The 24264-nt window shown below is 50.2% G+C and carries 15 protein-coding genes and 1 pseudogene; 9 read left to right on the top strand and 7 right to left on the bottom strand.

Annotation, left to right across the window (positions count from 1 at the left end):
• Window positions 1-402 precede the first annotated feature (402 nt).
• The 5 genes from ACLHIJ_RS05910 to ACLHIJ_RS05930 all read right to left on the bottom strand — a co-directional run bounded on the left by ACLHIJ_RS05910 (window position 403) and on the right by ACLHIJ_RS05930 (window position 6787).
• Window positions 403-2046 carry a recombinase family protein gene (locus ACLHIJ_RS05910; protein ID WP_411298667.1) on the bottom strand — a complete coding sequence of 548 codons (1644 nt, stop codon included), beginning with the start codon at window positions 2044-2046 and terminating at the stop codon, window positions 403-405.
• 83 nt (window positions 2047-2129) lie between these two features.
• On the bottom strand, window positions 2130-2276 hold the full coding sequence (locus ACLHIJ_RS05915) for a hypothetical protein (RefSeq protein ID WP_411298668.1): 147 nt from the start codon (window positions 2274-2276) through the stop codon (window positions 2130-2132).
• A 75-nt stretch (window positions 2277-2351) separates the two neighbouring features.
• Window positions 2352-3281, bottom strand: coding sequence for a phage major capsid protein (locus ACLHIJ_RS05920; RefSeq protein WP_411298669.1), 930 nt, complete (start codon window positions 3279-3281; stop codon window positions 2352-2354).
• A gap of 349 nt (window positions 3282-3630) precedes the next feature.
• Window positions 3631-3885 (bottom strand): hypothetical protein, encoded by a 255-nt coding sequence (locus ACLHIJ_RS05925; protein WP_411298671.1) that lies wholly within the window; start codon window positions 3883-3885, stop codon window positions 3631-3633.
• A 580-nt stretch (window positions 3886-4465) separates the two neighbouring features.
• The gene (locus tag ACLHIJ_RS05930; protein ID WP_411298672.1) at window positions 4466-6787 is read right to left on the bottom strand and encodes a phage/plasmid primase, P4 family; all 2322 of its coding nucleotides are present in this window, start codon (window positions 6785-6787) and stop codon (window positions 4466-4468) included.
• 308 nt (window positions 6788-7095) lie between these two features.
• Here ACLHIJ_RS05930 and ACLHIJ_RS05935 point away from each other — a divergent pair, with 308 nt between their 5' ends.
• From ACLHIJ_RS05935 to ACLHIJ_RS05950, 4 genes and pseudogenes are all read left to right on the top strand, one after another.
• Window positions 7096-7320: a helix-turn-helix domain-containing protein gene (locus ACLHIJ_RS05935; protein ID WP_411298673.1), complete on the top strand. Its 225-nt coding sequence runs from the start codon at window positions 7096-7098 to the stop codon at window positions 7318-7320.
• An 80-nt stretch (window positions 7321-7400) separates the two neighbouring features.
• A pseudogene (locus ACLHIJ_RS05940) lies at window positions 7401-8935 on the top strand (N-6 DNA methylase).
• On the top strand, window positions 8928-10118 hold the full coding sequence (locus ACLHIJ_RS05945) for a restriction endonuclease subunit S (protein WP_411298674.1): 1191 nt from the start codon (window positions 8928-8930) through the stop codon (window positions 10116-10118). Before ACLHIJ_RS05940 ends, ACLHIJ_RS05945 begins: the two are co-directional and overlap by 8 nt.
• A complete protein-coding gene (locus ACLHIJ_RS05950; protein WP_411298675.1) occupies window positions 10111-13290 on the top strand; it encodes a type I restriction endonuclease subunit R in 3180 nt (1059 codons plus the stop codon). Before ACLHIJ_RS05945 ends, ACLHIJ_RS05950 begins: the two co-directional genes overlap by 8 nt.
• Window positions 13291-13335: 45 nt before the next feature.
• Here the strand turns inward: ACLHIJ_RS05950 and ACLHIJ_RS05955 are convergent, their stop codons facing one another.
• Window positions 13336-13524, bottom strand: coding sequence for a DUF6900 domain-containing protein (locus ACLHIJ_RS05955; RefSeq protein WP_411298676.1), 189 nt, complete (start codon window positions 13522-13524; stop codon window positions 13336-13338).
• 771 nt (window positions 13525-14295) lie between these two features.
• Window positions 14296-18012, bottom strand: coding sequence for a multifunctional oxoglutarate decarboxylase/oxoglutarate dehydrogenase thiamine pyrophosphate-binding subunit/dihydrolipoyllysine-residue succinyltransferase subunit (locus tag ACLHIJ_RS05960; RefSeq protein ID WP_411297599.1), 3717 nt, complete (start codon window positions 18010-18012; stop codon window positions 14296-14298).
• A gap of 240 nt (window positions 18013-18252) precedes the next feature.
• Between ACLHIJ_RS05960 and ACLHIJ_RS05965 the strand changes: the two genes are divergently transcribed.
• The 5 genes from ACLHIJ_RS05965 to ACLHIJ_RS05985 all read left to right on the top strand — a co-directional run bounded on the left by ACLHIJ_RS05965 (window position 18253) and on the right by ACLHIJ_RS05985 (window position 24016).
• Window positions 18253-19563, top strand: coding sequence for a hemolysin family protein (locus ACLHIJ_RS05965; protein ID WP_411297598.1), 1311 nt, complete (start codon window positions 18253-18255; stop codon window positions 19561-19563).
• Window positions 19560-20588, top strand: coding sequence for a hemolysin family protein (locus tag ACLHIJ_RS05970; protein ID WP_411297597.1), 1029 nt, complete (start codon window positions 19560-19562; stop codon window positions 20586-20588). Before ACLHIJ_RS05965 ends, ACLHIJ_RS05970 begins: the two co-directional genes overlap by 4 nt.
• 312 nt (window positions 20589-20900) lie before the next feature.
• Window positions 20901-22145, top strand: a complete 1245-nt coding sequence (locus tag ACLHIJ_RS05975; protein ID WP_411297596.1) for a M23 family metallopeptidase — start codon at window positions 20901-20903, stop codon at window positions 22143-22145.
• A gap of 162 nt (window positions 22146-22307) precedes the next feature.
• On the top strand, window positions 22308-23090 hold the full coding sequence (locus tag ACLHIJ_RS05980; RefSeq protein ID WP_411297595.1) for a glycerophosphodiester phosphodiesterase: 783 nt from the start codon (window positions 22308-22310) through the stop codon (window positions 23088-23090).
• The gene (locus ACLHIJ_RS05985) at window positions 23087-24016 is read left to right on the top strand and encodes an NAD(P)-dependent oxidoreductase (protein WP_411298677.1); all 930 of its coding nucleotides are present in this window, start codon (window positions 23087-23089) and stop codon (window positions 24014-24016) included. Before ACLHIJ_RS05980 ends, ACLHIJ_RS05985 begins: the two co-directional genes overlap by 4 nt.
• Window positions 24017-24264: the final 248 nt, after the last annotated feature.

Raw genomic sequence — 24264 nt, forward strand, 5'->3', positions numbered from 1 at the left:
TCCTCGCTCTGGGAAATTGGTCGAGGAAAAAACACCGTCAGACTGTCCGCTATCGGGTACGCGATCGGTGATGAGGGGAATTGAACGAGGAAAATACGCGGTCAGACTGTGTATGCGCGCGCTCTGGGTAAAGCGATGTGTTTCAAGGGTCTATATATAAGTGCGCCTTTGATTTTGCTCGCCATCTCAACCCTAGGTTGAGAGGGAGGAAAGCCCGCTCAGATCGGATTGAGTGGAAATGGCAGGTGACTTCAACCAAGCCCTCCAATCCATTCCCGCTGTAATCGTCAACGGTGGCATCTGCTGTGACATTTAAAAACAGAATGATAATCTTCCTTGGGGATTATTTTTTAGGGCAAAGAAAAAGCAGAGCGTGACTGGGATTGGGTGTCGTGCTCTGCTTTAATTTTTCTCGGGTTCGCTGTTTCCGATGAAGTTCCAGTAGATGTGGATGGTCTGGTTTTTCTTTCGTGTGCCGGGTATTTTTTCGGCTTGCTCGACTTCAATTCTTTCGACGAAGGTTCGGATGATTTCCGGCGTGAGTTCTTGAATGTCGGTGTACTTGCGTACTTGGGTTAAGAAGGCGTCGGTGTTTGCCATTTGGGTTTTGGCTTCGTGCAAGATGCCACGCAGTTCGGATATGCGTTGTTCAAGGTCGCGTTGTTCGGTGTCGTAGTTGGTTTGTAGTTTGACGTAGCGTTCATCGGAGACTTTGCCATCGAGGTTGTCTTCGTAGAGGTGTTGCATGATCTGGTCAAGCTTACGGTTTCTCTCTTCGGCTTCTTCGAGTTCTTTGGTGTGTTTGCGTAAGTTCTTCGTCATCTCCGAAGCGTGTTTTTTCTCGAGCAGGCTCACGAAGTCTTGTTCGTGCTTTCTTGCGTAGGCGGTGATGTCGCGAAGTTCTTGGAGGAGGATGGCATCTAGTTCTTTGTTTTTGATGATGTGGTTGGTGCACTTTCCTCGGTTTTTACGGTACGTCCCGCAGACAAAGTATTCGTTTTCTTCTTTGATGTTTGCGCCTCTAGTTTGGTAGAGTTTTGCCCCGCAGTCAGCACAGTAGAGCATGCCGGATAGGACGGGCATTTCTCCTTTGAGGGTGCGTCTTCGTTTGCCGCTTCTGAGCTTTTGTACGATGGCAAAGGTCTCCTCGTCCACAATGGCTTCGTGGGTGTTTTTGAAGACGAGCCGGTCTTTGGGATCGGTCTTGGTTTGCTTTTTGCTTTTGAAAGATTTCTTGGTTGTTTTGAAGTTAACGGTGTGTCCTGCGTATTCTTGGCGCTCGAGCATTTGAGAAATCGTAGCAGCTGTCCAAAAGTATGGATCCTCGCTGGGTTTTCTTGGGTGTTTGATGCCTTGCTCAGCGTAATAGGCGGCGGGTGTGAGCACCTTTTGCTCTTTTAGGTGGTTGGCAATATGACTGGTGCCGTATCCAGCAACACATAGGCGGAATACTTCACGCACGATGGGCGCGGTCTCTTCGTCAATGATCCAGCGGGTTTTGTCCTCGGGGTCTTTCAAATACCCGTAAGGGGGTATGGGTGCTAAGGCTTTTCCGGATTGTCCTTTGGCTTTGAATACCGCACGGATTTTGCGGCTGGTGTCTTTGGCATAGAACTCATTGAAGATGTTGATGAAGGGGGTCATGTCGTTGTCTTGCGCATTAGCAGAGTCAACCCCGTTATTGATAGCGATAAAGCGCACGTCCGAAGACGGGAAAAGAACTTCGGTGTAGTAACCGACTTTGAGATAGTCGCGCCCCAGACGGCTCATGTCTTTGACGATGAGCGTGCCGATGCATCCTTCTTCAATCAGGGTGTTCAGGCGCATCCAGTCGGGGCGGTCGAAATTGGTTCCGGAATAGCCGTCGTCGACAAAAAACTGCGTGTTGGAAAAATGGTTCTCGTCGGCGTATTTTTGTAGCATCACTTTTTGGTTGGTGATGGAGTTTGATTCGCCTTGCAGTTCATCGTCTTTGGATAGGCGGCAATACAGTGCTGTGATTTTGTTCAAAGCAGAGCTAGGCTGCTTTTGTGCTTGTGTTTTCATTTGGCTTTCCCTCCTTTCTGAGCAGCCTGTTTGTGTGTCTATACATCATTCTGCTTGGGTGTGTAGTCAAGTGAAATCAGTTGTTATTTGGGCGGGCTGGCGCAGCGATATGGCGTGGTTTTAATGAGCCGTCCAATCTTTTGCAGTGGCGTTTCCCGTGCCTGTTTGGCGGTATGGTTTTTAATCGTGAACAAGGCGTTTCCGATCTTGATTTGGTGTATGCGTTCCATAAAGAACCTCCTTGTTGATGTTGAGAGGTCAAAGAGGGACTTCGCCGTGAAATCCCCTTTGCCTCTCTAACGGGGTTAGATTGAAGTCATCTGCATGGCGCAAACGGCTTCTGGGTGGATGAGTGTGGCTTCTAGATACTCCATGCACAGATACGCGATACGGTTTTCGAGTGCATAGAGTTCTGTGAGTGGACGGATGGTTGGTGTTCTTCGAGGAACAATCCAGTAAGAGCTAAAATCTCCGAACAAGATAGGCGTGTTGCCTTCTTGAATCTGCGGCATCTCGTTGATGATGGTGACCGGTTTTCCTAGGAGCAGTCCATCTGCTTCATTCCAGAGATATCGTCCAGAGTCGTCTTTGAGCATGCGCACAACAAGAGCGGTCTTATCGCTAAACACCCATCTGGCGTTTTTGCGGTAGTCATCGGGAACGGACAAGAACAGCTCCATGAGGGCTTTTGCGTTTATGTCTTTAGTTTTTACCGATGGTTTTGCGCCTTTGTCTGGGTGTAATAGTCCGGTCGGCTCCAGCTCGTTTTTGCCGTAGAGAAACCCTTCGATTTCTCCTTTTGCCAAAGTTTGAGCGATGCTTGTTGTCAGGAGCTTTTGAAAGCCTTTGGTTTCCTCCATGAAGTCACGGTCCAACTGCAAAATGGCACTGAGCCTGTGCGAATGAAGGATGTGCCTCTTGAGTTTTCCCGTGATATCTTCTGGGTCGATGCCATCGGCGGGTTTTACCCACTTAGCTTTCGAGTGATGCTCGTAGGCAAAGAGGGTGTAGTCCCCGTCACAGCCGGTGACCACCGTGCAGATTTGGCGCAACGGGTTGTGTTCGCAAAGCGCATTGAGAAGCCTTTTTTCGTCTTTTTCGGGGAAGAAATAAGTGCCGTTGGCCTTTTCTTTTCCAAAGAGAAGAGATTGCTCGTTATGAGGTTTTCCTTTGAGCGCGTTCCAGAAGTCCGTGTTGTAGTAGTCGGTCGTTAAGACAACTTTGTTATTAGCCATGGTTATTCCTCCAATCCTTTCTTGCAGTGCGGGCAGTGATACCAAGAGTGGGTGTATCCGTCCGATTGGATGTTGTAGGGTTTTAAACGCTGTTTGCACTTCGGACAGAGGATGTCGAACTGAAGGGTGTCTTCTATCGTGTGATAATCCTGGGTGTGCAAGCGGTAGTAGCACATCACCAATCCATTGAGTAAGCGTTCTAAGTAGTCACTCAGGTAGTACGCGCTTTGGGGTTGGGTTTGTAAGGTTGTAGACGGAAACAGTGTTGTCCCGCCTTTTTGGTACGTGTGTAAGAGATAATTCGCCATTTGTTGTTCCTCCTATTTCATGGATTGAAAATGTGTGTGTTTCATCGCTCATCGAGTGGCGTGAATCGTTTGTTGCAGTAGCTCAGTGCTTCTTCGTAGCTTTCAAACCACAGATTGCAGGTGCCATAAGCCACGCACCACAACTCAGGTTTTTGGTGCAGCTGCTTAGAGAGGATCACCAGCTGTTTGTTGCGGTCTTTGAGTAAGCGAACGCAGCTGTGTCGGCCGTTGGAAAAATACTCGCAGTCCTTTTGCGTCATTTTCCTCGGGTCACCGATCCAGATTTTTCGTCCCATCACTTTTGTCCTTTCTTGCAGTTCGGACAGCGGAAGAAATAAGTGTCTGGCTCGATCTGGAGCAGATTCATGGATGTTTGGCACTTTGGACAGTGCACATTTAGTCGCTGATGACAGCCTTCTAAGAGATAGAAGTTTTCGCTGAGTTCTGTTAGATAGGGCTGATTCTTCTCATCGGGTGGATACTCCGATGGAAACAGCGGGACTTTGTCTTCCGGTCGGCTTCCTGTGGTGAGTGGATAGAACTTCCCATAAGGGAATTTCGGTAGTTTTTTGCTCATGGTTTCTCCTTTCTTGAAATGCGGGGGTTAATACCCTGTTTGAATCCGCGTTTTTGTACGCGAGACCCCGGCACCGTTCCCCGAGGGCTAACTGGTAGAGATTGAGATGCCCCTAGGGGGTTGGGTTTTAGACAATCAAGTGACATCACCTCCTTTGCGGATGTGAGAAACACTGTGGTTGGTTTCTTTAAGCGGCGCTGGTGTGCTGTGGCATGAAGTGGCAGTTTCAAATGGTTTTTTCTATAAGAAATCTGATTTATGAAAAGACAGTAAAAACCTGCCACGAAATGCCACGAGCTTTAGGTCAAGAAGTCATCGGGGAAGCGATAGCCTAAAAGCAGCGTGGTTTTCTCCCCGCCAGCTTGTGGGCGTTTCCTGACCACGGTAGCGATTCCCTCAAGGCTTTGTTTGAAGGTGCGCATGGACTCCGGATATAGCCCGTTGGCTTCACACCAGAGCCGGTATTGCTCATACACGTCACGAGTGCGCACCTCAAAGTTCGAACCGGCTTTTAAGCACTCTTCCAAAAACAGCAAGACCTTATTGGACTCTTGCTCATAGCTCTTCGTTGCCTCGATCACCGTTTGAGGCGGCTTTAAGCCTTCTTTTTGCAACAGGCGATAACCTTCCAGCATCCAGTTGAGTACCGCGCTTTTCGTGGTCTCACTGCGAAACTGTGCTTTTAAGGTTTTGTCCTGTTCGGTCTCGGTGAAGTGACGTTCAAAGGGAACAATCAACACGCGCCCGGAGCGAAACAGCGTCACGTCATTGACCTGTGGCAGATAGTTGGTATTGATGAAAATCTTGAACTGCGGACGAAAGTCAAAGCTGTTCTCGTGCAAGAATCTGGCATTGACGCTATCGCCGCCCGATAAGGTTTTGACCAAAGAAGCATTGAGCTGCTCGCCTTTGGGAATCTCAGAGATCATGATGGCTCTGGCACCACGCGTGCGCGCGACCTCTTCGGAAGGCGAAGAGCTATTGGCAAAGTGCTTTTGCATGATCAGCTCCGGACGAGCGGTCATGCCGTAATCGCCTAGTACCAAAAGAAGTGTCTCGCACAGTGTCCCTTTACCATTTCGAGTAGTCGGTCCGAAGTAGAAGATGATGCACTCAAAGCGCGTATCTCCCGTGAGGGCATAGCCGCAGATTTTTTGCAAAAAGCGGATGCGCTCTTGATCCAAGACCATGATCTCGTCAATGAAACGTTCAAAGCGCGGTGCGCGAGCAGCAGGGTCATAGTCCACGTCTGCCAGCTTGGTCAGATAATCTTTCGGGTTATGGGCAGAAAAAGTCTCGGTGAGCAGATTGAGCGTACCGTTGTTGCAGTTAAACAGATGCGGCAGAGCATCAAAGTCTGCCATCTTGCGCACCCGATGCACCTCGGCATCCTTTAACAGGTTCACCCGTGCTGAACGCTTCTGTAAAGCGGCGACCTTTTTGGCAAACGACGAGCGACGCGATTCTTCCTCAATGTCTTTCACAAGGAAAAACAGTAAGGTCACAAAGTCCATACACTGCTTAGCTGCAAACACCGAGCCGACATCGTGCGTCCAGACTTTGCCGTTGAAGTAGTACCAAGACTTACGCTCCGGCACATAACACAGGCAGTCTTCGTACACGTCCATAAACAGCTTGGCAAAACCAATATCAGTTAGGCGATAGTGCTTCAAAGGATTCAGTGAACGCATCTTCTCGAGCCGATCGGAAAACTCCTCCTCAGCAGAAACCCTGCCAAAATCTGGCTGATACACCTTGGTGCAGTTACGTATCGCTATCTCAAGTGTGCGCTGTCCATAGGTTTTCTCTCCACGAAGCGCGTCCCACTTGTCACGCATCAGCGCAGAGTGGCGAAAGAGCCTGTCCATCTGTTCGATGTCTCTACCACAGAAAAACGCCAGCGTCCCGCACAGTGCCTCATCGGCTTTCGACTGGGACGGATACAACTCCTGCCAACGACCCTCCCACAAGGCGCGAAACCGCTCGCCTTGCACACACGCATTCGCTTTTCGGAGCACCTCGTCATCGCTCAAACCCGAGTGTTTCTCAATAGCCACAGTAGAGGATTGCCGTGCGGGACGGCGCATAAACCGTTCCAAAAACCACCGCACTGCTTGCGTTTGCTCTGTGACCTCACAAGCATGAAGGACATTGGCACTCAGCGTCGAAAAGCGATTCGTTGCACCCTCCATATAGATTTCAAACGAACCCGCATGCAGGTAATAGGCACTGGTGTCGAGTACAAAACCCTCTTCAACCAAGGCATATAGGTGTATGCCGTTTCCACTCGGACTAACCTCCGCATAGGTGCTAGAAAAATGGTCTAACACCTCTTGGGCTTCTAAACTCCAACCGTCTCCTTCGCGGCAATGATCGATATCCATCATCACCAGAGAGCCACTCAAACGAATCCTAACACCGTCAAAGGAATCGACCTTCTCGATCGCTTCTGTCATTGGGACAAAATGCGCCGGCTCATTGACCTTGGCGCACTTGCCGGTTCGCACCTGATAGGGAATCTTTGTCAGGCGGTTTTTCCGATACTGCTTTTTCCAACAACAAGCCTGCGGATAGCCACGAAAAAATGCAGGCAGTGCCGAAAACTGTTCTTGCTTGTTCAACCTCATCACTCCTTTCTCGCTTTCGAAGAACTTGTCTCGTCCTCCACCACCCCCTGAAGAGTCCGAGGCGATTTGGACGAAACTTTTTAGAAGGCTCTTTTTCTGTGCTTCCTTTCTCTCTGGACGCAACCCGTCACAGTGGACGGAAACTCCGAAAAACTTTTCTGCTCACCCTTTGTGCAAGGAGAAAAACGAAGAACGAAGCACGAGGTCTGAAAAGAAAAAAGTCCAGCATCTGCAACAGCAAACACTGGACAAAATCACGAAAACGTGATAATATAAGTCAGTTAGGAAACGGAGGGAAATCCATGGCGGTCGACTACACCAAACTCTTTCAAAAAATGGAAGAACAACACCTCAGCCACATCGAACTGGTTCGCAAAGCCGGATTCTCCGGAAACATTATGACCCGCATCCGCAGAGGCAACTACGTATCCTTAGAGAGTATCGAAGCCATCTGCAACGCACTCGACTGCACCGTCGACGAAATCTTAGAATTCAAGCCTGAGGCGGCAAAGGAGGGCATTCAATAATGGCGAAGACAAAGAAGCCAAAAGAAACAATCTCGTTAGAACAAACCCTGTGGAAAGCAGCGGACAAGCTACGAAAAAACATGGATGCTGCCGAATATAAACATGTCGTTCTTGGCTTAATCTTCCTTAAATTCATCTCCGGAAAATTCGAGAAACTTCACGCATTACTTTCAGAAGGTATCGGAGAATACGAAGGTGCAGATCCGGAAGATCGTGACGAATATCTGGCTGAAAACATCTTTTATGTGCCTGAGATTGCTCGCTGGTCTTATCTACAAAGCCGAGCAAAACTACCAAGCATTGGCACCGATGTTGATTTAGCGATGGACGCCATTGAGGCAGACAACCCATCGCTCAAAGGCGTGCTGCCTCGTGAATACGGAAAAGAAAAACTCGACAAAGCCTCCCTTGGTCAGCTCATCGATTTGATTGGAAAGATTGAACTTGATGCTGATGCCAACCAATCCAATGATGTGCTCGGCAATGTCTACGAATATTTCCTTGGTCAGTTTGCTTTGGCCGAAGGTAAAAAAGGAGGACAGTTCTACACGCCCCGAAGCGTTGTTGAACTCCTAGTCGAGATGTTACAGCCATTCTCTGGGCGCGTATTAGACCCTTGTTGTGGCAGCGGTGGTATGTTTGTTCAGAGTGAAAAATTTGTTCAAGCACATGCAGACCATTACAAACACGCCAGCGATGAGCTCAGCGCCTTATTTAACTCTGAGGTTTCGATCTATGGCCAAGAAAGCAATCAGACCACATGGCGACTGTGCAAAATGAACCTTGCCTTGCGCGGGATTGATTCGTCAAACATTAGGTGGAACAACGAAGGCTCGTTTCTCCAAGATGCCCATCCGGATCTCAAAGCCGATTATGTGATCGCGAACCCGCCTTTTAATGACTCCGATTGGTCGGGCGAGCTCCTACAAGAAGATGGACGTTGGCAATATAGCAGGCAAACGCCACCCCCCCCGGAAACGCAAACTATGCTTGGATTCAGCACTTCCTCTATCATCTCTCGCCCACAGGTAAGGCCGGTTTCGTGCTCTCCAAAGGTGCGCTCAGCACTGGCGGCAAAGAAGAGTCTGAAATTCGTAAAGCCCTCATTGAAGCGGGGCTGGTCGACTGTATTGTCAACCTGCCAGCAAAGCTCTTTCTGAACACGCAAATTCCAGCCTGCTTGTGGTTTTTATCCCGGGAAAAAGAAAGCAATCCAAATCATCCGCACCGTAACCAAATCCTGTTTATCGATGCCCGTGAAAAAGGAAAACTCATTAGTCGGGCCACCCGTATCCTCACGAATGGTACGGAGAATCCGGATGAGAATGACATTCGTGATATTGCCTCTGTGTATCACGCTTGGCAAAAAGGCGACGGCTATGTTGATGTACCTGGATTTTGTAAAGTAGCCGATTTAGAAGAAGTCCGCGTCAAAGACTACGTACTCACACCCGGTCGCTATCTGGACATGCCCGAAGACGACGAGGAAGTCGATTTAAAAGCACTCCTGCATACCCTCACAGTAGAGCTTGAACAGCAAATGCAAGAGAGCGAAAAACTCAACGAACGCATCCGCCAAAACCTCGCCAGACTGGAGGTATCCAAAGATGCGTGATTGGGAGAATTACAGTTTAGAGGACTTCATCTCTTTTAACCCAAAGGAAACTATTCCTAAGGGCGCCCTATCTAAAAAAATTGCTATGGAGGATCTAGGTATACGGACTAAACATTTTTCGTGTAACAAAAATGAAGAATTTTCATCAGGATCAAAATTCCGTAACGGTGATACTTTATTTGCCCGCATCACCCCGTGCTTGGAGAACGGGAAGATCGGCTATGTTAAATGTTTAGAAGAAAATGAAGTTGCTTTTGGATCAACCGAGTTTATTGTCATGAGGGCAAAACCGGGAATATCTAATTCCGATTTTGTGTTTTACCTAGGCTTGTGGGAAGAACTCCGATCATTAGCAATACAAACAATGAAAGGAACATCTGGACGCCAGAGAGTTGATTTAGATGATCTAAAAACGCGTGAATTCCTTCTACCTCCACTTGCTGAGCAAGAAGCAATCGCTGAAGTGCTCTCTTCTTTGGATGACCAGATTGAGCTGCTCACAAAACAGAATGAGACGTTAGATGCTTTGCTTTTGAATAGCTTTCTTCAAAGAGTTCAAAACGGAAATCCGCCTGAAGATGATGACCTCATTGCCTTAGACAAGGAAATAGATTTTTTAAATGGTCTAGCTTGCCAAAAATATGCACCAAATTCAGAGAGTAAGCTCCCTGTAATCAAAATTAAGGAGTTGAACGCTGGGGCTTTTAGTAAGGACTCCAATTTCTGCCGCGATGACGTTCCCTCTAAATATCTTGTCCATTTTGGAGATATCATCTTCTCTTGGTCAGGAACCCTTGTAGTTAAGCTGTGGCCGAATGAACCTGGAGTTTTAAACCAGCATTTATTTAAAGTTACTTCGGATCTATATCCTGATTGGTTTATTTTTTGCTGGCTTAAGTACCATCTTCCTGTTTTTCAGGAGATTGCTAGAGGCAAAGCAACCACTATGGGACATATCCAACGCCATCATTTATCTGAAGCAATGATTACCGAGAAAAATCTGCTTGATGATGCTTCCTTTGTGGAACGGCAATCAAGCCTATTCAATAAACTTAAAGCGAATGACTTATTAATTTACCAGCTTCGCCGTACCCGTGATGCCCTACTCCCTCAACTGATGTCGGGTGCGTTGCGTGTTGGAGATGCGAAACGTGTCATAGCTGAGGAGGTGTCCCGTGCTTAAGCTGAATGAGAATAGTGTTGAGAACATGGTTGAAGAGATTCTTGGTTCTTTGGGCTATGAGACTTTGAATCTCCATGCTGCAAGCGAGGCTGTTGTGGACGCATTCGAACAAGAACGCACCGGCGATGCCGGTGTTCTCTTGGGGGAGCGTCTGCGACGAGCTTTAACGCGGCTCAATCCCACCGTGCCATCTAGTGCTATTGAGGAAGCGGTCGGCAAGCTGTCGCATTTGGTAGCTTCTGATTTAACCGAGCGCAATCAACTGTTCCACCGTTATCTGGTTGAGGGTGTGCCGGTAGAATATATGCGGGATGGTCAGTTGGTGGGTGATTCGGTTTGTATCCTGTCTACTCATGAATCGGAATTAAACGACTTTCTGATGGTGCGCCAGCTGACGGTCAAAGAACTGGGGAACCCGAAACGTCCTGATGTGGTGATCTTCATCAACGGGATGCCTTTAGTGGTTATGGAGCTAAAGAATCCTGCCACACAAAATGCTACGCTTGATTCTGCCTATCAGCAGCTCCAGACCTATAAGGTTTCCATTCCTTCGTTGTTTGCTTATAACGAGCTGTGCTTGATTAGTGATGGTTTAGAAGCCCGGGTTGGTTCGTTAACGGCTGGTTTTTCTCGTTTCACGGTTTGGAAAACTCGAGATGGGCAAAATGAGGCAGGACGTTTTGACGATCAGCTCTCTACAGTTCTACACAGTCTGTTTTTGCCGAAGACGCTGGTTGACTATGTGCGGTACTTTGTGACCTTTGAAAAAGAGGTTGAAAGCAATCCTGATACCAAACTGACGCAGATCAAATTAGTGAAGAAAAGTGCTGCCTATCATCAGTACTACGCAGTCAACAAAGCTGTTGAACAAACGCTACGAGCGAGCGGATACGGAAACTATTCTGACGGTGAAGCAAACCACAAGGCGGGAGTGATCTGGCATACTCAAGGTTCGGGGAAGTCGCTGACCATGCTGTTCTTTATTGGAAAAGCGATCCAGTATTTGGAGAATCCCACGATTTTGGTGATCAACGATCGAAATGACTTAGACAACCAGCTTTTCGAAACTTTTAGTCACAATGCTGAGCTGCTACGGCAAGATCCAGTTCAAGCAGAATCGATAGAGCACTTAAAAGAACTATTAAGTGTTGCGTCTGGTGGCGTAGTATTTTCCACTATTCAAAAATTTATGCCCGCCGATGGGGCAAGCGAGTTTGAGACCTTCACCACGCGTGAAAATGTGATTGTGGTAGCTGATGAAGCGCACCGCACCCAATATGGTTTTGATGCCAAACTTCTGCCGCAGAAAGAAAAAGGTGTCGTTGTTGGACACAAGATTGGCTATGGGTTTGCCAAATATATCCGTGATGCCCTGCCACAAGCTACTTTCTTAGGATTTACTGGTACACCGGTTGAAAAAACCGATGTCAACACACCGCAAGTTTTCGGCAACTACATTGATATTTATGATGTGGAGCAAGCTGTCGAAGACAAGATGACGGTTCGAATCTACTACGAAAGCAGACTAGCAAAGGTGCGCCTAAGCGAAGAGGGTCAAACCCTCATCAGTGCTTTTGATGAAGAATTAGAAAAAAGCGGCAACGAAGACGGTGCGCTCGAAGCCAAGATGAAATGGGCAAAGCTCGAAGCTATCGTCGGAAACAAAGAGCGTATCGCGAACCTCGCAGAAGATATCGTCAATCATTTTGAGGAGCGTCAAGAAGTCTTTAGTGGGAAAGCGATGGTCGTGGCCATGAGCCGAAGAATCGCTGTTGAACTCTACGACGCCATTGTGAAAATACGTCCCCAGTGGCATCACCCTGATTTAGATAAAGGACAAATCAAAGTCGTGATGACCGGTGCCAGCAGTGATGGTCCGGAATTCGAACCTCATCGCACTTCAAAAGACCAACGCCAGGCATTGGCTCTTCGCTTCAAAGACGAGAAAGACCCGCTCAAACTTGTGATCGTGCGTGATATGTGGCTTACCGGTTTTGATGCGCCGTGCATGAGTACGCTCTACATTGACAAACCCATGAAAGATCACAATCTGATGCAGGCGATTGCTCGTGTCAACCGAGTATTCAAAGACAAGCCCGGCGGTCTGATCGTTGACTATATCGGTATCGCTACGAACCTCAAAAAAGCACTGCGCTTCTATACCGAAAGCGGCGGTAAAGGTGATCCTGTAGAAACGCAAGAAAAAGCCATTGAGATTATGTGCGAAAAAATCGCAGTAGTTCGTCAGCTCGTACCACCTTCGATCTTTGAAACTTTTGAAAAGGCCAGCACGCAAGACAAGCTCAAAACGATTCTGTTCACCGAAGACCACATCATGGGCTTAGATGATGGAGAAAAGCGTTTCACGAGAGAAGTACAACTCCTCTCAGCGGCCTATGCATTATCCAAGCCCTCAGAAAAAGCTACACTCTATGCGCCTGAGATTGCTTTTTATCAAGCTGTCAGCGCACGCATCAACAAGTTTGTGGATGCAGATACATCTGAAAAGGCAGATAAATATACCAAAATCATCAAAGACATCGTGGACAGCTCCGTTCTATCCGATGAAGTCGTTGATGTCTTTGATGCTGCAGGTATGAAAAAGCCGGATGTTTCCATTCTTTCAGACGAATTCCTGCAAGAAGTTGAAGGCATGGAGCACAAAAACGTTGCGTTAGAACTCTTGAAAAAGCTACTCACAGAAGAGATTGCCAAAGCAACTAAACACAACCTCGTGAAGTCAAAATCGCTGATGGAACTGTTGACAGGAGCAATCAAACGCTACCAAAATAATCTACTTTCCACAGTGGAAATCATTGAAGAACTCATCAAAATCGCTGGCGAAGTTCGCAAAGAAAAAGATCGAGGCGCAGAACTTGGATTGAGCGAAGACGAGCTGGCCTTCTATGACGCACTGGAGACAAACGATAGCGCCGTATCCGTATTGGGAGACGATCAGCTCAGGGCTATCGCACGTGAAATCGCAGAGCGCGTAAGACAAAACGCAACGATTGACTTCACCATCAAAAGCTCTGCAAGAGCTAAAATCATGACCATCGCAAAAAGGATTCTGCGTAAATATGGCTATCCGCCCGATAAGCAAGAATGCGCTGTTCAACTCGTCATGAAACAAGCTGAAGTACTCGCTGACGTTTGGGCAAATGAAAAGTAGAATCGAATACTAAACAAAGGACGAGGGCAACTACGGCTCTCGTCCTTATTTCTTCATGCTTGATTTCCGTCCGGCTTCAAAGGCTTCTTCTAACATTGCTTTCAATCCCCAAATCGAAACCTCTAAGAAGTCATCTTGATCGGAGTTACGGGTTTCAAAATCGCCACGCTCTCTCATCTCCACACTATTCTTCATAGCGATTTCTAGCAGTTTCTCTTCCGTTTTCTTGGTCATGATTTTCCTCCGTGGATTTGCTGTTCTTGATGTCTATATATCACTCTAAACAGGAGGAATAGCAAGTCTTTTTGAACTAGAAGATCACGAAGAAAAGCCAATGGAGGTCAAAGAAAATCGGTCGAGAAAAATAATCCCTAACACAGATTAGCTAACCGTATAAGAAAAATAAATCTTGCGATTTTCTTCAATGATAGGACGATTGGTTCTTTCTACCCACTCCGAAGCACTTTTGTCATATTTTCTTTCGTGTATTTTAATGACATAACCAATTAGATATAGCCAAGGCCAAAAAGGACGAACCCTACCGGGATTCCAAGGAGGAGCAAGGATATTATCAAAGAGTAAAAGCTGTCATGAATGGAATCGGCAAACCTGTCCCCGCAAAGGGGACGGGCAATAAGAGGAGCTATTAACGGTACCCCCCCCAGATAACTAACGCTCAATATAATAGCTGCTATGTTTCTGGGTCTTTTATACTCACAGATGGCTTCATTGCACTCCTTAGGTTCTGGCAAATCCACATGAGAAATAGACTAATCCTAGTGTAGGGTCTTGTATGACTGGCACATTCTACTGAGTGATTTGGTTTCACCGAATTTGCTTGCCCCCGGAAGCAGAAAGTGGCTACAGTCATTGACATATTTTAAGATCAGCATTCTGCATCGGTGTGGCCGGTTATAGCTACACTAAATTTTAGCTATAACCGGCCACACCGGATGTCCTATTCTGACGCGCTATCCGCTAATGCGCGGAACGTGTCACTCAGTTTTAATCGTGACGCTCGAAAGCTTGGCGCATCAAGCGCTCGGCTTCTTGGCGATGCATAGTGGCCAAGCCAGCCGCCGTAGAGGCAGCTTCTGGTCGAGAGATCAAGTGAACAGGTCGGTCAAGCTGCGGGAACATCCGCAGTTGGAAGTGCCCCCACGCGCCCTGGTTCGCCGGTTCGTCTTGCACCCAGTACAACTCCGCATTGGGATATTTCTCCAGCTCGGCGTGCAGCTCATCAACCGGATTCGGGTAAAGCTGCTCGACCCGAATAATAGCGGTGTGTTCGTCGCCATTCTCCTCACGGGCCTCCACCAGGTCGTAATACACGCGACCCGTACACATCAGCACCCGATCCACCCCGTATAGCTCGCGGCTTTCACCGATAACTGGACGCACGGTTCCCGTCGTGAATTCCTCAACCTGAGATTGTGCCCCTTTACGACGCAGAAGCTGCTTCGGAGTGAATACAATCATGGGTTTGCGCGGCCGGTTATATGCCTGCTGGCGCAACATGTGGAAATAATTAGCCGGAGTCGATGGCTGAACCACGATCATATTATCCTCGGCACATAGCTGGAGATAGCGCTCGATACGTGCAGAGGAATGATCTGGCCCTTGACCTTCATAGCCGTGAGGCAAGAGCACAACCAGAGATGAATGTTGATTCCACTTCTGTTCTGCTGAGGAAATGAATTCATCAACGACGGTCTGCGCTCCATTAGCGAAATCTCCGAACTGCGCCTCCCACAGCACTAAAGCGTCGGGGCGTTGCACGGAATAGCCGTATTCAAAGGCCAAAATCGAGTACTCCGACAGGGCAGAATCATAGATTTTCAGCTCCGCCTGATCCTCAGTCAAGTTTGCCAGCGGGGTCCACTCCGCACCCGAACGGTAGCAGTGCGCGACGGCATGGCGCTGAGTGAAGGTTCCACGTCGGGAATCCTGACCAGACATTCGGATCGGCACTCCGTCAATCAGTAATGATCCAAAGGCCAGCAATTCGCCAAATCCCCAGTCGATATTCCCTTCCTGGGCCATCGTATTGCGTCGGTTAAACAATGTGCTGATCTTCGGGTGCAAGGTGAAGCCTTCAGGCGGCGTCGTATGAGCATGGCCGATACGAGCCACTACCTGTGGGCTAATCGCGGTTGACCAGCCGACCATCGTTCCCGCATCCTCGCGCTGCGCTTCCGGTACGCCAAGGGCATGTGCTGCAGCCGTTTCATCGGTGTGCGGGATGACTTCTGCCTCACGCACTTCCTTGAATGCCTTATCCAGGGTTGCGGCAAAGTCATCTTCAACTTTGGCGGCTTCGACCTCGGAAAGATCACCACGCCCTAACAATGCCTCTTGGTACAGGCGACGAGTTGAACGCTTCTGATCGACCAAGGAGTACATGATGGGTTGAGTCATGGAGGGATCGTCGCCCTCGTTGTGCCCACGCTTGCGGTAGCACATGATATCGAGGATGACGTCCTTGTGGAATTCCATGCGGAACTCGTAGGCCATACGGGCCATCCGGCACACTGCTTCTGGATCGTCCCCATTGACGTGGAAGATCGGCAGTTGCAGACCCTTGGTGATGTCCGTCGTGTAGCGCGAGGAACGAGAATTCGATGGGGCTGTGGTGAAGCCGATTTGATTGTTGACGATGATATGGACCGTTCCACCCGTGCGATAGGCCGGAAGTTGGCTGAGATTGAGTACCTCAGTGACGACTCCTTGCCCGGAGAACGCAGCATCGCCGTGGATCAAAATAGGCAGTACAGCTAATTCGCTTTCCTCAAGTTGGAGGGCGTCTTGCATAGCGCGAGCGATACCTTCAAGCACGCCGTTAGCAGCCTCCAAATGGGAGGGATTAGCCGCCAGATATACCCCGACGTTATCGCCTTCTGGTGAGGTGTACGTGCCCTCGGTGCCCAGATGGTATTTCACGTCACCGGAACCGAACTTCTTGGGGTCGATACGCCCGTCAAATTCGGAGAATACTTGCCCGTATGACTTTCCGGCGATATTCGTCAAGACGTTCAAGCGTCCACGATGCGCCATCGCAATAGCGACTCGATACAGACCGTCGTTAGCCGCTCCGTGCAAGATCGAATCCAGAGCCGGAATAAGAGACTCGCCACCTTCTAGGGAGAAACGTTTTTGGCCGACGTACTTCGTCTGGAGGAAGGTTTCAAAAGCTTCGGCTTCGTTGAGTTTCTTCAGGATTTGCAGGCGATCCTCTTTGGTGATGGGAGCAGCCGGGCGTTCCAGTCGCTCCTGGAACCAGCGCCGTTGGGCAGGATCTTGAATGTGCATGTACTCAATTCCCACGGTACGGCAGTACGCTTCCCTCAGTTGCTCGAGGATTTCCCGCAAAGTTAGATGGCTGGTGTGAGCGAATCCGCCGGTGGGGAAGGAACGATCCAAATCCCAGAGCGTCAGACCATAAGAGCCGATTTCCAGATCGGGGTGCCGACGCACGTGGAAGGATAGCGGATCGGTGTCAGCGATCAGGTGCCCCCGCGAGCGGTAGGCGTGGATGAGTTCCGCGATCCGCGCTGGCTTGCCCAATTCCCGTTCGGCGTCATATTCGACGTCCTTTTCCCACAAAATCGGGGTGTATGGAACGCGCAGTGAGACGTAGACGCGATCGTAGAAACCGTCCAGACCAAGCAGCTTGTTTTCCATGAGTTGCAGGAAACGGCCGGAGGTTGCCCCTTGGATGACGCGGTGGTCATAGGTTGAGGTCAGATGGACAACTTTCGATACTCCTAGCCGTGCGAGCGACTGTTCCGAAGTGCCTTGGAACTCGGCAGGATACGTCATTGAACCAACGCCGACGATCAGCCCTTGCCCGAGCATGAGGCGGGGAATGGAGTGGACGGTGCCGAGCCCTCCGGGGTTGGTCAGGGTTGCGGTCGTGCCTTTGTAATCCTCAATGGTTAGTTTGTTGGTGCGTCCGCGCTCAACGAGTTCTTCATACGCGGCGATGAATTCGGAGAAGGTCTTTGTTTCGGCGGCTTTGATGGATGGCACGACGAGGGAACGAGTCCCGTCTGGCTTACGAACATCAATAGCAAGGCCCATATTGACGTGTTCGGGGCGAATGAGCGACGGTTTGGGGTCGTCGGTGTAAGACACGTTCATCTCAGGCATCTCTGCCAAGGCTTCAACCATCGCATAGGCGATGAGATGGGTGAAGGAGATTTTGCCGCCGCGCGTTGTTGCCAAGTATTTGTTGATAATGGTTCGGTTATCAAACATGACTCGGGCGGGTAGTGCTCGTACCGAGGTGGCAACTGGAATTGAGAGAGACGAATCCATGTTCTTTGCTAGCCCACGTTCGGCACCTTTGAGTGTGCTGACTTCCTGGGCGTAGGGGTCAAGATCCGCTGAGGCGCAAGAAGGAGCAAGATTGTAGGTGGTGGCGTAGGGGGTGATCGGGGGATTCGCAGCCGCTCGTGGTTGAGGCGGCAGATCAGATCGGGTGACGTTGGTTGAGGGCGTCGCGGCTCGATCTGCTTGTGATTGGAATGCCCGTTGCGGGCTGGGAATATCGTGCTCTGGTTCAGCCGGTGTGGGGGAGGTGCGCGGTGTGCGCCCTTGGGCGTGCCACTGTTGGAACATGTCCTGCCATTGCGGCCCAACTCCGTCTTTATCCTGCAGATATGCGGCGTATAAATCTTCAATGAAGCCTTGGTTGGCTCCGAATTCATTCGGTGACGACACTGTCTTGCCTCACTTGGTAGACGAAATTACCTTCACGTCAAAGTTTAGTGAGCTTACCCTCACTATGTGCTATTTTTGACGAGTTTCGTCGTCGAATATAGTGTGATACCCGCGACGATTGTCTTTATGTCAAGATTTTTCCTGTGTCATGCCAAGACTCTTTCTAGACTTGTTTTACAGATCGTCAATAAAGGTGCGCTACGATTACACCTATGATCGAACGACAACGCGGAGTGCCGTGTGCCAAGTGAATTGATCTATCTTTTTATCAGTGTGCTCCTTATCGCCGGTAATGCCTTGTTTGTGGCAGCCGAATTCTCCCTCGTGGCTCTTGATCCAGCCACGATTGATGATCGTGCCAAAGGCGGAGAAGTAAAAGCCCAACGAGTTAACAAGGCGCTGCATAATTTGTCGCTGCAGCTTTCCTCCTGCCAAGTAGGTATTACTCTGACCACGATTCTGCTCGGGTATGTCGCGCAAAAACCGCTCCAGGCCCTATTTGAAAAGTGGTTAGCTAATTCCGGCTTGGCGCAAGGCGCTGCAACCGGAACGGCAATCGCCATCGCATTCGTGATAACCAACGTGGTTTCTATGCTATTCGGTGAGTTAGTGCCAAAAAATATGGCTCTTGCCGAGCCGCTGGGAATTGCAGCTTTCGTCTCCTTCCCTCTGCGCGGATTCACGGTCATATTCAAACCGCTCATCGTTTTGCTCAATGGAACAGCAAACCGAATTCTGCGCCGCTTTGGTGTGGAACCAGCCGACGAGCTATCTGGTGCGCGTTCCGCTAGTGAATTATCGGCCTTGGTGCGGCGCTCTGCCCAAGAGGGCACACTTGACGTGTCAACCGCTCGGCTACTGACCCGATCTATTGATATTGGTGCCCTAACGGCTATTGATGTGATGACGGATCGCGGTCGCGTCGAAGCTATCAGCGAGGACGCAAGCGCCTGGGACGTTATTGAATTGGCTCGGAAAACTGGCCATTCGCGTTTCCCTGTCATCGGTCAAGATCTCGATGATATTCGGGGCTTTGTTCATCTGCGCCGAGCAGTAGCAGTGCCGTATGCGGCTCGGAAAGATGTACCAGTGACCTCCGCATCATTGCTGGTGGAGGCGACGCGCGTTCCAGAAACAATTGAGCTTGCACCACTCCTCGTCCAGTTGCGGGTGGAAGGTCTGCAAATGGCGGTCGTCGTTGATGAATACGGAGGAACATCCGGAATCGTGACCTTAGAAGACGCAGTTGAAGAAATCGTGGGGGATGTGGCTGATGAGCACGATCGCCGTCGGGCACGGACCCGAGTAGTTGCGGATAAGCAGTGGATTATTCCGGGGCTGATGCGCCCAGACGAAATATCGCGAGAATTAGGTTTAGATATTGACGATGACGGACCGTGGGAAACGGTCGGAGGCTGGATGATGGCTCGGCTAGGTCGTATTCCGGTCATCGGTGACGAATGGGTGGAAAACGGGGTGCGCGTTATCGTGGATTCGATGGATGGCCGCCGGATTGACACAGTGCGAATCTCTGGGGTGGATAGCGAATGAGTCTTGGATTAGCTCTCATTATCACCTTACTGTTGCTCGCATTGAACGCCTGCTTCGTGGGGGCGGAATTCGCGGTTATGGGTGCGCGGCGCTCGCGGGTAGAACCGCTGGCAGATGAGGGTAAGAAAGCAGCGCAGATCGTGCTCTATGCCTTGGAGCATGTGACCTTAATGCTGGCTACCTGCCAGCTAGGGATCACACTGTGCTCGGTGGCTTTGGGTGCTGTCTCTGAGCCGGCGATTGCACATTCCATTGCAGGGCCGCTTGCCCGTATTGGAGTTCCCGCGGCAATGACGCACCCGATTGCCGTCATTCTTGCCTTAATACTTGTGGTGTATTGCCACGTAGTGATCGGTGAGATGGTGCCGAAGAACCTTGCCGTCACCACGCCAGAACGCGCGTCATATCTGTTAGTACCGCCCCTGGTTGTGCTGTCGAAGATATGCATGCCTATCGTTTCGTCTTTGAACTGGTTTGCTAATCATCTGATTACCTTGCTGGGGATGGAGCCGAAAGATGAGGTGGGTGCGGCTTTTACGGTCGATGAAGTGGCCTCAATTGTGCAGGCGTCGAAACAAGCGGGCGTTTTAGATGCGGATGTGGGATTGATTTCCTCGGCTCTGGAATTTTCTGAGCATACCGCAGGCGATTTGATGGTGGGATTGGACGATCTTGTTTCAGTGACCCCGATGTCCTCGCCAGCGCAGATTGAAGTGCTGATCGCCCATCAGGGGTATTCGCGTTATCCGGTGATGTCCGGTCGGCAACTATTGGGGTATGTCCATCTCAAAGACATTATTGACGTTGTTCCCCAGCGTCGCGATGATCCGATTGCCCCGTGGCGGATTCGGAAAATGTCTGTTGTGGATAGCCGAGACGAAGTAGAAAATGCGCTGCGTTCCATGCAAAAAGATGGCGCGCATTTGGCGGCAGTTACGGTTGATGGCAAGATCTCGGGCGTATTGTTCTTGGAAGATATCCTCGAAGAATTGGTCGGGGAAGTGCGCGACGCGATGCAAAAATAGGTGCGAGAGTGCTGTCGGCGCCATAAATCGAATATGCATGTGCCTCATATACCTCGGGCATGAATATTGCGGCGATTGGAAAATATGGCTAGCGCCAACGGGTGTGATGTATCGCGATAAGCCAAACGGGTGGTATTTTCCGATAGGACGCGTGATTTTGCCGTTGTTATCAGCGAAAATGTTTGCCATGAGGAGCCTCACATGGGATTCGGAATTCGATATGAGGAACGGCATAGCGAGGGTGTTATAAAACCGTTATAGTTGACGACAGATAGTTCAGAAATTTGGGCCGACAGAAGGAGGGAACAGCGGGTGTCGAATACGTCAGCACCACGTCCCTCTCGGCGCGATCTTCGCCTTGCGCGTCAGGCGGCGCAGGCATCTGGTGATACTGCTAACCACCTGGAAATCCCACAATACGAAGTGCTTTCTCCTGTGCGTGTGCCACGGCATGCGCGTGCGAACATTAGCTCACCCAATTCGCATGGCTCAGTTTTGCCTAAGCGTGCGCGGCATAGCTTAGCTAATACTGGGGCACCGAAGGATAGGGGCATTGCCTCGGATCTGGCTGCTACCGAACAGACGAAAAGTAGTGTTGCACAGGAGCTACGGCAGGATGGCTCTGCGGCAGATATTTTTAACGTCGTTACAGCGTCTGTGATGAGCGCGCAAACTCCGGAAGAAATAGCTGGGCAGGTGCATACTCTGCAGCTTTCTTCGGAACAGATCAGGGAAGCGATTAATCAGGCTGCTCGCGAGGTATCACGGGAGCATGGGCGTCGTCGGCCTGTTTCTAAGTACCTAATGGCTGGAGCGATGACCCTTGCCGTATCCCTGGCAGCAGGTGCCGGCCTGATGTTGTCCATCTTTGACCACGCCACGGCCGCCTCGCCGGCAATGGCTTTAGAAAACCCCATTTCACTTTTCACCCGCAGCGATTCGCAGACGCCGCAATCCCTGACGAAAGTCGAGGGCGCTTCTGATTCAGCTCGATACGCGCAGGCCTCCGAGCAGCATCCTGTGAACCCGCAATGTCCGGCATCTACTGGAGCAAGCAGCCTGGATTCGGCATTCCGTACCGAAGAGCGTGTGGTGTATCCGATGGAAGCTGGTAAGTACCAGATCACCTCGCCTTTCGGCCCACGCATTGATCCGATTGATGGCAGCCCCTCTTTCCATACCGGTGCAGATTTTGCGGGAGCAGTGGGAACGCCCGTCTATGCCATTGCTGATGGGGTTGTTATTCATGCGGGTGAAGGCATTAAGGGGCGTTCCTCGCAGCTCATTATTATTCGCCATACCATCAACGGCAAAGAGTACACCTCCTGGTATGTACACATGTATGACGATGGAGTGTTTGTCAAGAAGGGCGATAAGGTTACGGCTGGTCAAAAGATCGCAGCGGTTGGTTCACAAGGATGGTCAACTGGGCCGCATCTGCACTTTGAGGTTCACCGAGGTGGCGATATTGACCACGACGAATTACTGGATCCAGTCGTGGCGCTCAACGATTTTGGAGCAGTACATCTGAACGATTCGTGCCCAGCGGTGCGCTAACACCTCTGCTACTCGCCAGCATTTTGCTAATGAAACTAAATGAAATAGGGATTCTCGTATCTCACACTCGATTGACCTGGGGATAAGTGCCAGGTGGAGACGAACGCGGTATCCTAGGACAACCAGTAGTATTTTGCGAGTTACGCCCGATCGGAGTACTGGATGACTCACCCGCGATTGTGGCCCATTGGGGGTCGCCCTATCGTCCTCGCTCACCGCGGCGGCGGCCACGAAGTGCCAGAAAATTCTATTTATGCCTTTCACACTATGCACGAACAGGGGTTTCGCTATATCGAAACGGATGTGCATGCCACCCGTGACGGTCACGTTGTAGTGTTCCACGATCCGATTCTGGATCGAGTTACGGATGCCCACGGCAAGATCTCGCACTATTCCTGGGCGGATTTGCGGCAGGTTCGCGATCGCAGTGGCAATCCGATTATGCGCCTTGATGACGTCTTAGCGGAATTCCCCGATCTGATTTTTAATATCGATGCCAAACACGGCGCAGTAGTGAGCCCGCTAGCTGCGTGTATTCGTCGGCATAATGCGGAAAAACGGGTTTCCTTGGCCTCGTTTAGTGAGCGACGTTTGCGCCGGTTGCGTCGATTGTTACCAGGGGTTCGCTCATCTTTGGGGACGGGCGCGGTAACTCGCTTGGTATTAGCGGCACAGCGAGGTACTCCATCGCGGATCCTGCTTGGTCAACTTCCCGCCAGTAGTGGGGTTGAAGCCGTCCAAGTGCCACAACGTGCTGGAAGAATCCAGGTTGTCACACCGCAATTTATCAGCCTGTCTCATCAGCTTGGTTACGCTGTGCATGTATGGACGATTAATGATTCCGATGAAATACGAAAACTCGTAGGATGGGGAGTAGACGGAATCGTCACGGATGAGCCGAGTCTTGCTCGACGCATTATTGAACAGGAGTTTGACTGGCAATGACACCACACCACTTACTGATTACCGAACAGGCGATTTCCGAGTTAGCACAGCGCCTTTCCGATGTTATGCAGACGCGATATGTGCCGTATTCTGATCTGCGGTTAACGGATTTGGCTTGGGCTGATGCCTGGTGTGGGATTCGCCCTCCAATTACTCCGGCTGCTTCTAATATTCGTTGGATTCATGCAGCTACCGACGGAATAGATCAGTTCCACGAAATGCGCGAAGATATTATCGAAACCAAGACGCTTTTGACGCATACTGTGGGATCGATGCCGCATCGGATCGCCGAATTTGTGGTGGCGGCAGTGCTATCTCATGTGCGCGGCTTCGAGCAGTTCCGAAAGAATCAGGATAATCAGCTCTGGGAGCCGTCGGGGACGCAAAGTGCTATGGGGATGACCGCGCTGATTGTGGGGACGGGGAACGTCGGTTCAGCGATCGCTCGGTTATTGCGCCCGTTCGTCAAAGAGGTTAACGGGTTATCGCGCACTGGATCGGATAATGACGCCTTTGATTGCGTTCGAGCAATGGCTGATCCTGGGGATATTGTGCGCAAAGCCGATATTGTGGTGGTTGCCTTGCCTAATACGCCACAGACCCTCAGCGTGATTAATACGGAGTTCTTTGCGGATATGTCGCACGGGATTTTCGTCAATGTTGGGCGCGGTGTGACGGTCGATCATGAGGCCCTGCGGGTAGCACTTGATTCTGCCCAGGTCGATCATGCGCTGTTGGATGTGTGCGATGTAGAGCCATTACCTGCGGGGGATTGGCGCTGGACTCATCCGCGCGTCACGATTTTCCCACATAGCTCAGGTATTACCAGTATGGCGGATATTGAGAGCGAATTTCGGTCAGCTTATGCGGCATTATCGCAGGGGAAATGCCCAGATAATGCAATTGACCTGCAGGTGTGGTACTGATCTGTCGTTGATTTTGGCTGACGGGAAACAAAAAAAATAAGAAATGCCCAATAAGGCTGACGGTTGAGGGCGCGACGGGCGGCGGTACAGCATGGAAGAAAGTGCGTAGCGGCTGACTCTTGGACGCTCTCATTTAGCTATCGTCTCAGCTATGTGAATGTTGCCGGAATAAATGTGTGGTGGGGGTGGTACGTCCCCTTCCCAGCCCCCCCCACGTCCAACGGGCCCCGCACAAGGGCCGAAAACCA

The sequence above is a fragment of the Trueperella sp. LYQ141 genome (assembly GCF_046599555.1).
Lineage (GTDB): Bacteria > Actinomycetota > Actinomycetes > Actinomycetales > Actinomycetaceae > Trueperella.

Coding starts and splice junctions, on each gene's coding strand:
- ACLHIJ_RS05910 (WP_411298667.1), bottom strand. CDS start 2,046: ATGAAAACACAAGCACAAAAGCAGCCTAGCTCTGCTTTGAACAAAATC.
- ACLHIJ_RS05915 (WP_411298668.1), bottom strand. CDS start 2,276: ATGGAACGCATACACCAAATCAAGATCGGAAACGCCTTGTTCACGATT.
- ACLHIJ_RS05920 (WP_411298669.1), bottom strand. CDS start 3,281: ATGGCTAATAACAAAGTTGTCTTAACGACCGACTACTACAACACGGAC.
- ACLHIJ_RS05925 (WP_411298671.1), bottom strand. CDS start 3,885: ATGGGACGAAAAATCTGGATCGGTGACCCGAGGAAAATGACGCAAAAG.
- ACLHIJ_RS05935 (WP_411298673.1), top strand. CDS start 7,096: ATGGCGGTCGACTACACCAAACTCTTTCAAAAAATGGAAGAACAACAC.
- ACLHIJ_RS05945 (WP_411298674.1), top strand. CDS start 8,928: ATGCGTGATTGGGAGAATTACAGTTTAGAGGACTTCATCTCTTTTAAC.
- ACLHIJ_RS05955 (WP_411298676.1), bottom strand. CDS start 13,524: ATGACCAAGAAAACGGAAGAGAAACTGCTAGAAATCGCTATGAAGAAT.
- ACLHIJ_RS05970 (WP_411297597.1), top strand. CDS start 19,560: ATGAGTCTTGGATTAGCTCTCATTATCACCTTACTGTTGCTCGCATTG.
- ACLHIJ_RS05980 (WP_411297595.1), top strand. CDS start 22,308: ATGACTCACCCGCGATTGTGGCCCATTGGGGGTCGCCCTATCGTCCTC.
- ACLHIJ_RS05985 (WP_411298677.1), top strand. CDS start 23,087: ATGACACCACACCACTTACTGATTACCGAACAGGCGATTTCCGAGTTA.